This window comes from Paenibacillus selenitireducens (assembly GCF_002021565.1).
Lineage (GTDB): Bacteria > Bacillota > Bacilli > Paenibacillales > Paenibacillaceae > Paenibacillus_K > Paenibacillus_K selenitireducens.
This window is the reverse complement of record NZ_MSZX01000002.1, coordinates 666,576-681,638: the sequence shown is the minus strand read 5'-3', so window position 1 is coordinate 681,638 and position 15,063 is coordinate 666,576. Positions and strand designations below refer to the sequence as shown.

Annotated in this window: 11 protein-coding genes; all 11 read right to left on the bottom strand. The window is 47.3% G+C overall.

Annotated features, from left to right (window positions below; translation table 11 throughout):
- Nucleotides 1-37: 37 nt before the first annotated feature.
- The 11 genes from BVG16_RS07335 to BVG16_RS07285 all read right to left on the bottom strand — a co-directional run bounded on the left by BVG16_RS07335 (nucleotide 38) and on the right by BVG16_RS07285 (nucleotide 15,055).
- The gene (locus BVG16_RS07335) at nucleotides 38-1,213 is read right to left on the bottom strand and encodes an extracellular solute-binding protein (protein WP_078497872.1); all 1,176 of its coding nucleotides are present in this window, start codon (nucleotides 1,211-1,213) and stop codon (nucleotides 38-40) included.
- Between the two features lie 22 nt (nucleotides 1,214-1,235).
- Complete coding sequence (locus tag BVG16_RS07330) at nucleotides 1,236-2,906, bottom strand: type 2 periplasmic-binding domain-containing protein (RefSeq protein ID WP_078497871.1); 1,671 nt, start codon at nucleotides 2,904-2,906, stop codon at nucleotides 1,236-1,238.
- Nucleotides 2,907-2,957: 51 nt separating this feature from the next.
- A complete protein-coding gene (locus tag BVG16_RS07325; RefSeq protein WP_078497870.1) occupies nucleotides 2,958-3,860 on the bottom strand; it encodes a carbohydrate ABC transporter permease in 903 nt (300 codons plus the stop codon).
- A gap of 14 nt (nucleotides 3,861-3,874) precedes the next feature.
- A complete protein-coding gene (locus BVG16_RS07320) occupies nucleotides 3,875-4,798 on the bottom strand; it encodes an ABC transporter permease (RefSeq protein WP_078497869.1) in 924 nt (307 codons plus the stop codon).
- Between the two features lie 103 nt (nucleotides 4,799-4,901).
- Nucleotides 4,902-5,555, bottom strand: coding sequence for a GntR family transcriptional regulator (locus tag BVG16_RS07315; protein WP_078497868.1), 654 nt, complete (start codon nucleotides 5,553-5,555; stop codon nucleotides 4,902-4,904).
- A 222-nt stretch (nucleotides 5,556-5,777) separates the two neighbouring features.
- Nucleotides 5,778-6,170, bottom strand: a complete 393-nt coding sequence (locus BVG16_RS07310) for a VOC family protein (protein WP_078497867.1) — start codon at nucleotides 6,168-6,170, stop codon at nucleotides 5,778-5,780.
- 136 nt (nucleotides 6,171-6,306) lie between these two features.
- Nucleotides 6,307-8,358 (bottom strand): glutaminase family protein, encoded by a 2,052-nt coding sequence (locus tag BVG16_RS07305; RefSeq protein WP_078497866.1) that lies wholly within the window; start codon nucleotides 8,356-8,358, stop codon nucleotides 6,307-6,309.
- Nucleotides 8,359-8,432: 74 nt separating this feature from the next.
- Nucleotides 8,433-10,097: an extracellular solute-binding protein gene (locus BVG16_RS07300; RefSeq protein ID WP_078497865.1), complete on the bottom strand. Its 1,665-nt coding sequence runs from the start codon at nucleotides 10,095-10,097 to the stop codon at nucleotides 8,433-8,435.
- 55 nt (nucleotides 10,098-10,152) lie between these two features.
- On the bottom strand, nucleotides 10,153-11,046 hold the full coding sequence (locus BVG16_RS07295) for a carbohydrate ABC transporter permease (RefSeq protein WP_078497864.1): 894 nt from the start codon (nucleotides 11,044-11,046) through the stop codon (nucleotides 10,153-10,155).
- A gap of 12 nt (nucleotides 11,047-11,058) precedes the next feature.
- Entirely contained in the window at nucleotides 11,059-11,970 is a 912-nt protein-coding gene (locus BVG16_RS07290) for an ABC transporter permease (protein ID WP_078497863.1), read from the bottom strand.
- Nucleotides 11,971-11,983: 13 nt separating this feature from the next.
- Nucleotides 11,984-15,055, bottom strand: a complete 3,072-nt coding sequence (locus BVG16_RS07285; RefSeq protein WP_078497862.1) for an alpha-mannosidase — start codon at nucleotides 15,053-15,055, stop codon at nucleotides 11,984-11,986.
- Nucleotides 15,056-15,063: the final 8 nt, after the last annotated feature.

Genomic DNA, 15,063 nt, shown 5'->3' with positions numbered 1-15,063 from the left:
CTCCTTTCAACCATTTCCATGTCCGATTGCTCCCTGCCTAAGAACCAACAAGCTGCTGAATTTGTTCCGATGCGAGGGCTAGCGCTTGCTGTTCCGATAATTCTCCTACAATGCATCTACGGAGTGCTTGCCATAGAATGTCCTCAGCCGCAGGGTACTCCGGAAACTTGGGCGGTATAATAACGCTTGTCGCTAGGGTTTCCTCCAGAAGAGACCATCGTCTGGCGGCAATCGAATGCGGAGGAGCCCCTTGTTTCTGGCGTGTCATGACTGATTGCCGAACAGGAACATGCCCCTGATCCGCATCAATGGCTTGCACCTCCGGCGAAGTCAAAAATTTCAGCAAAAGAAGCGCCTCTTCCACATGCTCGCTGGACGCTGGAACCGCGAACGAATGACTTCCGCAATAAACTGCGCGACGGCCGCTTGCCGATTTCGGGGTCAGTGCAAGATCAAATAAGTTAGAAACAGGTGACATCGGATCGGAGAGTAAGCCGAAATAGCCTGGCCAATCCGTTACCATCGTACTTTCACCTTGTCGGAAGGATGCTGATACTTCATCATAATGCATGTCAGGCAGCCCTTTCGGCGTCCACCCGCATTGATACCATTGCCTGAGCTTATGAAGGGCTTCGACACCCGCTTCACTGGCAAACCTAGGCTGTAATTGCTCATCGAATAGCTGTCCACCACCACTGATCAACAATTCGAAGAAAGTCCCGAATAAACCGGATTCCATCCCAGGGAATACGAACCCCGTATAGCCTGCTTCTGTCGCTCTGGACGCAACATCAGCTAGCTCCTCCCATGTCTCCGGAACGGACAACCCCAGCTCCTCCAGGCGATCGCGCCGATAGACCAGCAACCTGGCATCAAAATTACGCGGAATGCTTATTAATTCACCTTGCACGCGGGCAAGCTCCAGAAGAGCGGGAGAGAAATCCCCCAGCTCTTCTGCTGTGAATGCCTGATCTAGTCCATATAAATAACGCGCTTGCGACGGAGCATATTTCGTATGCGTGGATATCAGATCATAGGAAGACAAGCCGTTCTCAAAACATTCTTGTACATGACGATTCAGATCAGGGTGCGTTCCCTTGAACCCGATATCCACTTGTATCCCGAATTGTTGGCTGAATTGTGCCAAGCATGCATACAGAGGGGCATAGGCAGGGCCGTCAATGAACGCAACCCGAAGCGTCTTAGATTTCATTTCGCGAGCACACCTCCGTGCTTTATTTCAAGGAAGACAAGAACTCAACCGTCTTCGTATCAGATTGGAATGCGGATGTATCGAACGGCGCTGTCATGGCTTTCTGTGCCATCTCCAAGTATTGCGTCAAGCCTAATTTTTGCATGCCGTCCACATAGGACTGCCAATCCTTTTCGATGGATTTCGATCCATTAATAAATTGGGCCATCGTTTGTTTGACATACTGTTCAATATTGGTCTTCAGCAACGCAAAATTCTGATATTCCTCAGGTTTAATCCAAATAACCCCTGGATACACTTGCTTCGGTTGATGACCTGCATAATTTTTCATCGTCTCCAGCATCAAAAGAGATTCCAAACCATCCGCTGAAAATGGTGCCTTCGCTTCAACAAATCCGTTTCTCCACGTCGTATTCTGGAAAATCGGTCCCATTTGGTTCCAGCCTTCATTCTGCTTCGCGCCAGCAGAGTAGAATTTATCAGACTGGGTAATGAACAGCCCTTGTTCCCCACTCAGACCCTTAATCCCGGCACCGGCTTTGGTCCAATACTTCCCTTCCTGACCGAAATTCATCATTTGAGTGCCTTCTGGTGTATAGATGAAATCGACGAGTTTGATCATTCGCACGATTTGCTCTTCGCTAGCGTTTTTCGTAACCACGAACGTCAGGGATTTAGGCGTATTTCCGCTGAATGCTGCATATTGGGTACCATCCGGCCCTTTCAATGGGGATACAGTACTCCAGTTCGGATAGCTCGGATCGGCAGTATCAATAAATCCCGCGCTATACAAATAAGGTACTACGCCCACTTTGTTCTGCGCAGCCAACTGTTTGATAACATCGCCCTTTTGACTGAAAGCTTGCTTATCGATGAGTCCTTTCGCGTACAGATCACGCATATAGGTAAGGCCCTTCTTCCACCCTTCTTGCACGGGCGCATAGCTCACTTTCCCATCCTCTACGTTAAAGAAATCGGACCCATTGTCATAAATGAAGGCATTCATGAGGAAGATCGTCGGGTCAAACCCGTCAGATGTGCCGGTCAACGGCACGAGCCCGTTATCTTTAAAGGCTTGCAGCACATTCGTCAGCTCATCCGTCGTCGTCGGCATAGATAAGCCGAATTTTTTCAAGTAATCCGTATTAATCCAGAATTTCTGTCCCCAGTAGCAATGAATGCATGAATTATAGCTTGGTATGCCATAGATGTTCCCATCCGGTGCGGTAACGGCTTGCTTCAAGCCTGGTGCGGTCTCGATCGCTTTCGTCAGATTGGGAGCGTATTTCTCGATATAAGAATTAAGCGGGACGAGGATCCCTTGCTGTGAATATTTCAGAATATCTGACGGTGAAAAGCTGCCCGACCAGAAGGCATCCGGATAGTTGCCGCTGGACAGCAGAAGGGATTGCTTTGTTAAATAATCGCTGGATGGTGCAAGATTCCATTGAATATTCAGTTTGAAGGTTTCTTTTACATAATTGGTGAACCAGTTCGTTTTGAGGTCTATCACATCTGAAGACGGAACCGCGAAGAAGGAAACATCGACCACTTTGTTTTCGTCGACCGTACCATTGGTATTCGTCGATGTATTATTGTCCTTTGGATCCGTCGAATTGCCTGAACAAGCGGATAATATGATCATGATGGATGCCATCATGACAGCCAATACCGTTCGATTGAAACGAAACATGCATACCCCTCCAAAATTCGAAATGGAATTCACCCTAACGACCCTCTGTGCTTATTCTTTGATGGAACCCACCATCACCCCTTTGACGAAGTATTTTTGAATAAACGGATACAAAATCAACACCGGTATGCTTGCGATAACTATCACGGAATATTTCAGGAGTGTCTTCATATCTTCGAACTGTTTGAGCTGTTCCGGAGATAACGTAATCGAGTTCGTCGAGACATTGTTCAAGACCAGAATTTCGCGCAACACAAGCTGCAGCGGATAGAGATTTTCACTGTTCAGGAAGATCAGCGCGTTAAAATAGGAGTTCCAATTGCTCACTGCGGCCCAAAGCAGTAATACAGCGATTACTGGCTTGGATAATGGAAGAACGATCCGTGTTAAGAACCGGGTATCATTACATCCGTCGAGCTGAGCGGCTTCATATAAATCATTTGGGATCGAGCTTTGGAAAAATGTTTTGGCGACAATAATAGAGAAGATGTTGAGTGCACCTGGAAGGATCATGGCCCAGCGTGTATCAAGCAGATGAAGAGATTTAATGACGAGATAGTAAGGAATTAATCCGCCGCTGAACAGCATCGCGAACAACAGCGCCCACATGAGGACCTTCCTGCTCATAAATGTCTTACGCGATAAGGGATACGCCATCATGATGGTTAGAGCAACGCTAATGATGGAGCCCGATACGGTATAGATGATGGAATTGAGGTAACCCGTCCATATTTGCGGATATTGGAACACGGCTTGATACCCATACCACGTAGGTTCTACCGGGAACAACCATACTTTACCGGAGGTGACTGCGGCAGATGAACTGAACGATGAGCTGATAATATAGATTAAGGGGTAGGCAACGCAAAGTAGAATGATACTTAGAAAGATGTAAATAACAATCATGCTCACCCGATCGCTCCAAGGCTCGCGAATGTGAATGGCTTTCTCCATGGCTATCCCCCTCATCAGAACAGACTCGAATCCGAATATTTTCTAGCGAGCACATTCGTTGTGAAGATCAGAATGAACCCGACAACCGAGTTGAACAAGCCGACGGCAACCGCGAAGCTGTAATTGGTGTTCACTAACCCAATTTTATACACATACGTGGAAATGACTTCGGACGTGCTCAGGTTCAACATATTCTGAAGCAGAAAGACTTTCTCGAATCCTACGCTCATCAGCCCGCCAACCGCTAAAATTAATAGCACGATGATGGTGGGGCGAATCGTAGGCAAATCAATATGTATGATTTTCTGAAGCCGGGTTGCACCGTCAATCTTGGAAGCTTCATAGAGCTCTGGGTTCACATTCGCTAAGGCTGCAAGATAAATGACGGCGCCATAACCTGTTTCCTGCCAAACGCCAGACCATACATACAGCGATGAGAACGCTTTTGATTCTCCTAAAATATCAAAGACATTCTGGACGCCAAAGAGATGGGATAACTGACCGTAAAGTCCTGTTGTGGGGGATAAAATAATGTTAATCATACCTACTAATACAACGGTGGAAATAAAATAAGGGGCATACGTGAACATTTGAACGATTTTCTTAAAGCGTTGGTTTTTTACTTCGTTGAGTGCGAGTGCCAGTAGGATGGCGGCAGGTGTTCCGATACATAATGCGTAGACACTAAGAAGGAGTGTGTTTTGGATGATTGGCCAGAAGTAAGGGGATTCGAAGAACATTTCGAACTGCTTCCCTCCGACCCAGGGACTGTGCCATATTCCTTGCATGGGGTTGAACTCTTTGAATGCAATCTGGATGCCGAACATCGGGACGTAATTAAACGTGATGAGGAATAGAACGGGTAATGCCACGATACAATAAAGCTGCCAATGCCGATAGATGTTTTTCCTCCACAAGCTCACTGTGCGAACAAACATGATCGTCCCCTCCGCTATTATGTAATCGCATACAAAAGTATAAATCGTGTATGATTTAGAATAATATCACACACGATTTATAGTGTAAAGAAGAATATGGAAGTTATTTATAGTTGCCTCGCAACCGTTGATAGGCCTGCTGTAGATGGATTCTGGAAGCCTCTACGGCCTTTTCCGTATCCCTTTCAAGCAACGCTGACACAATCTTTCGATGTTCCTCAATTTCCGCGCTGATGTCGATTTTGTAATGAACCAAGTTCAAATAGCGATGAACCCGTTCGATTAACGCCGTCACCATCTGCTTCAGGTTTTCATTGCCTGCATAAGCTAATATCGTTCCATGCAGATCATGATTCATCCTGGAGATCACGTTCGCTTCATGGCTCGCCTCCAATATTTGTTCATCGGTGTCAAGTTCTTGCAGAATTTGTTCGAGTCGGGCTTGGGGGATATGTGGTGCCGCCTTTCGAACGGAAAGTTCCTCTAACGCATAGCGAATTTCGAAAATTTCGTCGATATCCGTCATGTTCATTTCTGCGACATACATCCCTTTAAATGGCACGACTTTGACAAACCCTTCGGAAGCCAAGCGGAACAATGCCTCTCGAATCGGGATATTGCTGACGCCCAAATCCCTCGCTAATTGATCGATATTGATTTTGTTCCCTGCGGATATGTCATGGGACAGGATTTTTTGCTTCAACAATCCATAGAGTTCATCCGTTAAAACATAGCGGCTCAATCGTTTATCTGCCATGGGGCTCATCTCCATTTTTACGACATGCCCATAGTATATCATGTATCATGTATGAAAAGAACGAACTTCATGGAAATTTTATCCTATTTTATATCTAACCGAGTGGCACGGAATCACATAATTCGTCATCATGTGATATTCCCGTATCGTCATGAGAAAAACCTCTACCCTCGTAAAAAAATCCGCACGGATCAGTCAACATGGACCGACGTGCGGATCATTCTAGTCTTTTTTACCTGAACCAAAGGCAATCACATAGCTATCCGGATCTTTAATCGCGAATTCTTTCCATGAACCCCAATCTGCCTCTGTGGTCGAAGGTTCTTGTACGATACCCGCTCCCTTATCTTTCAGTTGTTGATAGAGTTGGTCCAATTCTTGATGTGTTTCTACATAAGCATAGGTATCCCATGGAATCAATTGCCCGCGACCTGGTTTGTTCGGTTTAACGTCTTCCGCTTGATCCGCTTGCATTAATTTGAAGCCAAGCGCGAAATCATCGCGGACCGCCCAAAAGTCGGTGACATCACAACCTAGGACATCGCGATAGAAGGCTTGAGATTGTTCCAGATTCGACACTAATAATACTTGTACCGAGAAACCCACTTTACTCATTCATCTAATCCTCCTTTATGTAATCGAACACTACTTAGATCATAATATCTCTGTCTATCATTGTAAATAACTGTATTTTTTGCAAATAACAGAAAGGGACTCCCCTAGCATTTCTGCACTTGGGGAGTCCCTCATTCTATGACCTTCCAACCTTAGTTTCTGCTATCGCGGCGGGCTTCCATGTCGTAGGATGCAGGAGCTGGATAAAAAACCCTCCAACGACCGACCGATTCTGAAAATTCATCTGGTTGCCCGTTATCGTATCATACCAATCCGTCAAGGGTACCCTGCTGGCGGATTCATGGAATACAAGCCAGAGCGGTTGGATCATCTGTTCAAAGTCTGCTTTGGAGTTCGCCATGGATGCACACCATACGAGCCAATCCGCCTTAGTATAGGTATTCCTGCTGTCAAGCGGTGTGCCGTATTTATGCTGTTGGACCTTATAATACTCCATTTCTTGTTCCCTAATCGAAGCCGAAAATAAATTCAGACCGAAGAGACGATCCCATACCAGGTTATACTTCAAACTCCAAGATTCCTCCGAGCTATCGAATGTAAGCTTATAATGATCATTCGCATAGGCCAATGTCTCCCAATCCGATGCCATTTGTTGAGCATGATTGGAATAGACGCTCGCGTCCTTCTCACCGAGCATCGAACAGAGGGCAGCATAAGCACCTATCCCAACAATGGCTTTAATGGAGAGATTGGCGTTATGCGCTAAATGGCCCGCAAAATCATCCGTGCACAGTTGATTGTCCGGATCCAATCCATTTTCTTTTAAATAAGCCGCCCACTTCGTCAGCAAATCCCAATGCTCCCTTGCAAAGTCCGCCCGTCCTTCATATAAACAGACAGAAGCAGCCATGATCAGCATATTGCCGCATTCCTCAATAGGCATCTGGTACTCCAATTTATTCTCTCCATATACTTGGCCGTTGGCTTTCGGGTAACAACCCACATCATGTGGAGCAAAATCGAACGTCCATGACGGACTATTCGCGTACCGAAATATCGGCCTCATCATCCCTTTAACAAGCTCCGGGTTATAACGCAAAAACAGTGGTATAGACGGATAGCTTACATCTACGGTGGCGATGCAACCGTTACTGAAGTTTTCCTTAGATAAGAACAAGATCTCTCCATTCTCATCACATACGAGCTTATGCGCAGCGATAGCCTGCCTGTAAGCGAGCGACAACAAATCTGCATATTTGTCTCCACCTGCCTCGATGCTTTCTTGAATTAGTTGGCGGTTAAAAGCTGTACATCGGTCATGGATCTCCTCGTATTCTGTCACAGCCAAGGATAACATGTCCTCAAACGATGTTCCTTCTCTGCGCCAATAGGCAGGCAATGGCTTGCCAAAATATTCAATGGAATGGATATCGTCATACGCTGCGATCACATAATGCGATTTTTGTCGATCATCAACTTGAGCGAAATCAATGACACAAGCCATGACAGGGATATCTGTTGCTGCATCATTTGTGCTGGAATCAGCGTCTTTCGGCGGCAAGCATCCCTTTTCTATGAACTGTCTTCTGATCTGATAAGAACCTATAGCCGTGTGAACGTTCTCGGACTGTTGCGAGACAAGATAGGCGTAACCCCAATCGATTCTGGTGTCGTCACCGATACGCTGCAAAACGGGTTGTTCCTTCGTGCCCATGAACATCGCCGTAATATTGTCATTTAATTCTGTACGGAACCAGCTTAGAAGTTGATCCGGCGTGTTCCTTGCCAATTCGCCAGAGATATCGACGTAAACTTGAACATCATGCGGTTCGCCGTCTACCGAGTGAACACGAAATGTCATATAGGAAACAGGTCTAGATAATACATCTAGATCATCTAGAAGCAACGGGGTCGTAAAGTTCACTTCCAGCTGAATGCCGTCACCTTCAAATACATAGGTCGTTATTAACGGCTCGACCTTCAAGCTTTGCTGCTCCAATACCGGCGTTTCCTCATTCGCTGTCTCATCGGCCATTTCCACTTTGCCCATGAATCTTCTCGACTTTCCGTCGATTCGAATGATGCCTGCCATACTATGCCGCTTGTTTGTCCAATGAACGGTATGTTGATCGTAAAGACGATCCGCCGCTGACCAGACGCTAAAATAAGGATCCACTGAAATAAGAGGTACGGATGGGGGTCTGAAGGAATTAGTCACGGAACACATCTCCTTTATATGCAGTTAAATTCGGTTTCTCTTAAAAATAAGGGAGCACAACGGCTCCCTACGATGAACTTTTATTAATTCGGCATTTGGATGGTGACGACATCTTTGCCTTTCAATTGATCATTCGTATACTTCATGGCTTCGTCATACCCTGTTTTCTTCATTTGATTGCGGAAATCATTCATCAGTTTCAACGCTGCGTCATCTGACTTCGCAAATATAGCCTCTTTCCATACATCCCCCATTTTATCCATCGACGGCTTCAGCATCTCCCATTGCTCGGATTTCATAATGACATCACCCGGGTTATACCCAGTAACGATATTGACTCCGTTTGGCCGCAGAATTTTACGAGCGCTCTCCATGGCTTGAACCCGCTCTTTATCGAGCCAGAAATCGCCTGCGCCCACAGAATTAAGACGATCTCGTCCTGTCATCGACTCAAATCCGATGTTAATGCCTACACTCTTGCGAACTGTTAAAGTAGATGAGGTATCGGCAGCAAATTTATCGAACCATTCCTGCTTCGGTGTCGGCTTACCGTCTACCATATCCCAATGCGTTCCCTGTACACCGTAACGAACTAGCAGGAAACCTTCGTCCGAAGCAAGGAAATCAAGAAGGCGGAGTGCAGCATCCACATCTTTGCACGCTTTGGTAATAGCCGTTACGTTATTTCCTTGGATGCCTAGATCGACTGGACGACTCGGATCTACGCCTCCTCGTTCCAATGGGCCGATCGGGATATAATCGCTCCCCGGATGCGATTTCACATATTCTTTGGATGCGTCATATATCGCCGGGAAGTGTGCAGCAAGTACCGCGACGCGTCCTTGCGATACTTTCTCTTTGGCGATAGGATCCGTTTGCGTGAACGATTCGTTATCCAGCAGTCCTTCGGCAATCAGTTTGCGATAATACAACGTATAGTCATCATATTCCTTGGTAAAGAAACTATTTTCGAGGGTACCGTCGCCTTTATCCATGTATCCGGCGCCGCCATAAAACATAGTATTACCGATCCCAACAGCCCAACCGTTACTGAAGCCTCCGAACGGAATGACGGGTTGACCGTTGGCCTGTAGGTTCGCATCTTTAATCTTTTTCAGAAAGTTATAGAAATCTTCTTTTGTGACAATGGATTGCGGATCCACTCCTATTTGCTCTGCAATATCTTTGCGCACATAGAACCCGTATAACCAATCCGTACCGTCCTTATCCGTTGCAGGCTGGTTCTGGAGCAGTAAGTATTTTTTGCCGCCATACGCATCGATCGCCTTTTCATACAATGCTGGCGGGACGTTTTCTTTGGCGATGGACTTGGCTAGGTTCGGATATTTATCCAGTTTATCGGAGATGTCAACCAATTGGTCCTCCTTGGCTGCTTTGATCATGCCATCCAATTCTCCACCCCATGCAGGTCCTGTATAAATATCAGGCAAATCTTGAGTTGCGAATATGGCATTCACCTTCTCCACTTCGCTGCCCGTGGTATACTCCCATTCGACGGTGACGCCGGTTTTCTCTTTGATGACTTCTGCTATTGGCGTCATATCGACATCAGTCCCTGAAGATCCGTTCCAATTGTGCAAGACTTTCAGCTTCACCGTCTTATCTGTCGAAGTACCCTCTTTCCCGCCATTCTCAGCATTCTCCTTGGTCGTGCACCCTGCCAACATACCTAAAACAAGTGTAGATGCAATTAGTATGGATACGCCTTTAAACCAGATCTTCTTCATACGAACCCTCCCAATACGATTTTTAAAGGTATGATAATGTCCTACATGAGGACTTTTATCCTTTGACCGAACCGATCATAACGCCCTTAACGAAATACCGCTGCAAGAACGGATAAATACAGAGAATGGGAAATACAGTGACAACGAGCAATGCCATACGCAATGACTCAGGGGTTGATCCTTGTGCGCTGGCGCTGATCGTCTGACCGCCTTGCTGCGCAGAACGCGCCATGGAGGAGGATAATGCCTCCGCTTGGCTTAACATCTGCTGAAGCAGGGTCTGCACGGGTATTAAATTCTTATCCGATACGTAATAAGCCCCGGTAAACCAATCATTCCAATGCGCGACGCCGATAAATAGCGAGATCGTTGCAAGCACCGGACCTGATAAAGGCAGAATGATGCGCAAGAAGATCTGAAAATCCCCATAGCCGTCAATGCGGGCCGACTCTTCCAGCTCTGCGGGAATGCCTTGCAGGAATGTTCGAATGATGACAACATGCATGAAGTTGAACAACATCGGTATCACATACACCCAGAAGCTGTTGATGAGATGAAGTTTCTGTAGGGTAATGAAGTATGGAATGAACCCTGCGCTAAAGATCGTAGGCAGGAATATATAGAAGGCGAAGAATGATCTTCCCGGCAATGACTTTTTGGACAAGGCATAAGCCAGGAGCGAACAGAGTACGACATGAAGGAACGTACCGAGAATCGTACGCATCAATGTAATCTTGTACGCCTGCCAAATACGGGCATTGTCGAATACCTGGGCATAATTGTCCCACGTAAACTTGCGGGGAAGGAAATACAAGGCACCCAACATGGAATCCTTCCCGTCGTTCAACGAATACGCTAGGATGTAGATGAAGGGATAGATCATTGAAAATCCAACTAAAGCCAATACACAATAATTGATAAGGTTGAAAATCGACACTTTGCGTTTCATCTTGCCACCTCCTTAGAACAGGGATACGTCACTAACCTTGCGGGCAATTCGGTTGACTGTCAGAATTAAGATGAGACCGATGATGCTCTGGAAGAGGCCGACAGCGGCTGCGTAGCTTAATCGTCCTTCACTTATGCCTGATGTGATAACATGGACATCGAGGACACTTCCAATGCCTGCTGTAGCCGGCCCGTTGAGGAGCAATAACTGCTCGTATCCGGCGCTCATTAAGCTGCCGATCGACAGGATGAACAGGATAATGGCAATGTTGCGAACACCGGGGAGCGTCACATGCCAGATTTGCCGGAACCGGTTCGCGCCGTCAATTTTAGCTGCTTCATACAACTGTTGATCGACACCAGCAATCGCGGCCATATAAATGATAGAGTTCCAACCTATGTTCTTCCAGATATCCGATCCGAGGATGACTTGATAGAACCAAGACGTATTATAGAGGAATTGGATAGGCTGTACTCCAAAAACGCCTAACAGATCGTTAACCGGCCCGCCATAGGGTGTCAAGAGCCGCTGCATCAGGGTAACAACAACGATCCAGGAAACGAAATGAGGCAAGTAAGAAAGCGTTTGCACAGTTTTCTTAAATTTTAGACTGCGTACCTCATTTAATAGGATGGCTAATATAATCGGCATCAGAAAACCGACAGCCAGTTTCATGAAACTGATAATAATCGTGTTGCGAATGATTTCCGCGGACTTGTAGTAATCGAAAAATTGCTGAAAATATTTCAGACCCGCCCATGGACTTCCGGTGAAGCCGCCCGAAAAGGTGTAATCACGGAACGCGACCTGAATGCCGAATAGGGGCACATACGAGAAAATGAAAAACCACACGATGCCCGGCAGCATAAACAAGTAGAATATTTTGTGTTGCCAAATCCGCTTTCTCAAATTAGGTGCCATCATAAGAGTTCCTCCTTTACTCTGCAATCATAGCTTGATTCGTCAATCGTAACGTCTTAATCTCAAACGGTGTAAAAGTTAGCTCCACCTTACCCTCATCGACGGGTATAGATTCAAGCTTTACTTCCATAAGATCAGCTTCCCAAACTTCCAAGACATTGAATCCGAAATGCAGCGTTGTAGCAGCGTGAGTTCCAGCTGTCTCGTATAGCCTGATAATGAGATCCTCTCCATCCTCTGTTTTCTTCACCGTTTCCACCATAACGTTCGGATGATCGAGGTATAACAAAGCTTGTGATGACGGGAGCTGCCCTGCTCCACCGGATTCAGCGGATACCGGAATCACTTGAAGCGGAACATTCAGGTCATAGCCTTGCTTATACACTTCAGCTTGAACATGATCTCCCTTGTGAGGGTAGAGCGCGTACGTAAAATGATGTTCTGCCCGATCGGCTTCGGGATCCGGATATGACGTACTGCGCAGCAGATTCAAGTCGAGTACGTTATTCTCCGCGCGATGACCATATTTGCAGTCGTTCAACAGCGCTACTCCATAATCCGGTTCCGACAGATCTACCCAATGATGCGCACAGATCTCATCCTTGGCATAATCCCACATCGTATTGCGGTGGGTCGGCCGTTTTAAGTAACCGAATTGGATCTCACAGCTGACCGTATCCGATCGAACTTGAACAGGGAATGATGTACGCAGCATTTTGCCGGACTCCTGCCAATCTACATGTGTCACGAAATCAATTCTTCGGCTGCCGTGCGTCAACACAACCTTCTGCGTCAATGTGGATTGCCTGAACCGGTATTGGTGGATCAAGCCAGCTGTCGGCCCATCTTGGTAGGGAACCGATTCTTCCAGCTGCATCGAAAGGCTGTCGGTCTGCCGGTAGTCCTGGCGAAAATCCCATGCATCCCCCGGATCATGATAGACGCGAAGCGCATTCGCCTTCTGATCTTGCGGCACGACTTCGCGCCGATGTTCTTTATCATAAATGGAAGCGATGGAACCGTCAGAAGCGAACGTTAGAACCAACAGGTCATTCTGGATGACAGGAGCTCCCGTCGCTGTTTGATCCGGTAAGATCTCCCCCACACCCGTAGAAGCAGCCACTTCTTCAAAGTCTTTGGCTTGTTCAAGCCCAGTGGATACGGCGTATCCCATGGATGGGACATTGACGCGAATCCATTGCCCATCGAATTTGATCCATCCATCCCGTGCCCAAGACAAGGAGTTGAATATCGCGTACGAATTACCTTCCGTCCCATGTACAGGAAGCTTGCTCGCCACTGCGTTATAGGAGGAGGCAATCAAGCGATCAACTTGTGCCTGTAATGCGGCATACCGTTCCAAGGACTCATCGTATACCCGTTTAATGGACGATCCTGGCAAAATATCATGGAACTGATACAACAGGACTTCCTTCCATATGACTTCCAGGGCTTCTGCCGGATACTCGTTCCCACTTGCTAGACGCGCTAGGACTGCAGCAAACTCCAGCTCCCGCAGCGCTTTCTCCAGCTTGCGGTTATACCGCTTATTCCGAGCCTGGCTGGTCAATGTTCCCTGATGCTTCTCCAGATACAATTCTCCGCACCACGTTTGATACTTTTCCGCCCCTTCGCTCAGTTTCTCGAAGAAGACGGAGGAAGGCATCTGTTCCACCGGACTCAGACCGAGCAAGTTTTTCTCACGTGCTAGTCGCTCGAGGTGCTCCTCGCCCGGTCCACCGCCGCCGTCGCCAATTCCAAATAACATGAGACAATGATCGGACACGTTCTTGTCCAGATATTGCGTCTCCGCCTTCACAATGGATCGCGGCGCCGCAGGGCTGTTATACGTATCTTCCGGCGGCATATGCGTCAGCACCTTCGAGCCGTCGATGCCCTCCCACATGAAGGTATGGTGCGGATGTCGGTTATACACACTCCAAGACAACTTCTGCGTCATCATGTAGTCAACGCCGGATTTTCTCAATAACTGCGGCAAGCTCGCGGAATATCCGAATACGTCCGGCATCCAGAGCGACTTCATCTCTTGTCCGAATTCCTGTTGAAAGAACCGTTTGCCGTACAGAATCTGCCGGATCAGCGATTCACCGCCAGGCACATTCGTGTCCGACTCGACCCACATCGCGCCTTGAAGCTCCCAACGACCTTCCCGAACGCGCTGGCTCAGTTCCTCGTACAGCTTCGGATAGTGTAACTTCATCCAATCGTACAACTGCGGTTGGCTTGCCCCGAATACATAATCAGGGTAGCGTTCCATCATCCGAAGGGCGGTAGAGAACGTTCTTGCGCCTTTGCGAATCGTCTCCCGAATCGGCCATAACCATGCTAGATCAATATGTGCATGCCCCACTGCGCTAATGGTTAGCGTCGGATCACCGCCCCGTTTCGAGAGCTGTGTGCCGAGGATCGCCCTTGCGCGAGCAACGCGCTCATCCGTCAATTCCGTTAACAACAATGACACCTCATACAGCACTTGCGCGATCTGCTCCTTCCGAGCCGATCCTTCAGGGAGATGTTCCGCAGTTTCTAGAAGCACTTCCGCATCATAATAGAGCTGTCGAACTTCCTCGCGGCAGATGGCGATGACCGCTTCTTTCAGCGTTCCGCTTCGATACCTGCCGAATAAATCATTGCATCCTGCATCGCCCCATACCTCAATGAGCTCCTCGCCAGTCGATGATTCAGTTACATGCACAACCCGCTTGCCTGGCAAACCAAGCGAATAATCAAATTCTGAGTTAATATTCGTCAGTCCCTGTCGAGGTGAACCGGCATCGTCCACAAGACAAAGCTCCCCATTCACATCGATCAGCAAAACCACTTTAGCGCCTTTAGCCGACGCCGGAACCGCACCGGTAAAGTGAACCCATGCGCAATCCCACAGGTTGCCCCACCGATCACTTGGTAAAAGCTCCATCCTTCTTCCAGACATTCGTTCTTCAAAAGGGACGGGTTCCGCTGTCACCCAAGCTGTTACGCTTAATTTTTCCAACGGAATATATATTTGTTCTTTCCATTCGTTTAACGCGGATTTCAGTTGCTCCAGCCTGACGATTTCGTATGGCATATTATGTC

Excerpts from the sequence above, each read along its gene's own strand:
- BVG16_RS07335 (WP_078497872.1), bottom strand. The coding sequence starts at position 1,213 with ATGAAATCTAAGACGCTTCGGGTTGCGTTCATTGACGGCCCTGCCTAT.
- BVG16_RS07320 (WP_078497869.1), bottom strand. The coding sequence starts at position 4,798 with ATGTTTGTTCGCACAGTGAGCTTGTGGAGGAAAAACATCTATCGGCAT.
- BVG16_RS07290 (WP_078497863.1), bottom strand. The coding sequence starts at position 11,970 with ATGATGGCACCTAATTTGAGAAAGCGGATTTGGCAACACAAAATATTC.
- BVG16_RS07310 (WP_078497867.1), bottom strand. The coding sequence starts at position 6,170 with ATGAGTAAAGTGGGTTTCTCGGTACAAGTATTATTAGTGTCGAATCTG.
- BVG16_RS07295 (WP_078497864.1), bottom strand. The coding sequence starts at position 11,046 with ATGAAACGCAAAGTGTCGATTTTCAACCTTATCAATTATTGTGTATTG.
- BVG16_RS07325 (WP_078497870.1), bottom strand. The coding sequence starts at position 3,860 with ATGGAGAAAGCCATTCACATTCGCGAGCCTTGGAGCGATCGGGTGAGC.
- BVG16_RS07330 (WP_078497871.1), bottom strand. The coding sequence starts at position 2,906 with ATGTTTCGTTTCAATCGAACGGTATTGGCTGTCATGATGGCATCCATC.
- BVG16_RS07285 (WP_078497862.1), bottom strand. The coding sequence starts at position 15,055 with ATGCCATACGAAATCGTCAGGCTGGAGCAACTGAAATCCGCGTTAAAC.
- BVG16_RS07305 (WP_078497866.1), bottom strand. The coding sequence starts at position 8,358 with ATGTGTTCCGTGACTAATTCCTTCAGACCCCCATCCGTACCTCTTATT.
- BVG16_RS07300 (WP_078497865.1), bottom strand. The coding sequence starts at position 10,097 with ATGAAGAAGATCTGGTTTAAAGGCGTATCCATACTAATTGCATCTACA.
- BVG16_RS07315 (WP_078497868.1), bottom strand. The coding sequence starts at position 5,555 with ATGGCAGATAAACGATTGAGCCGCTATGTTTTAACGGATGAACTCTAT.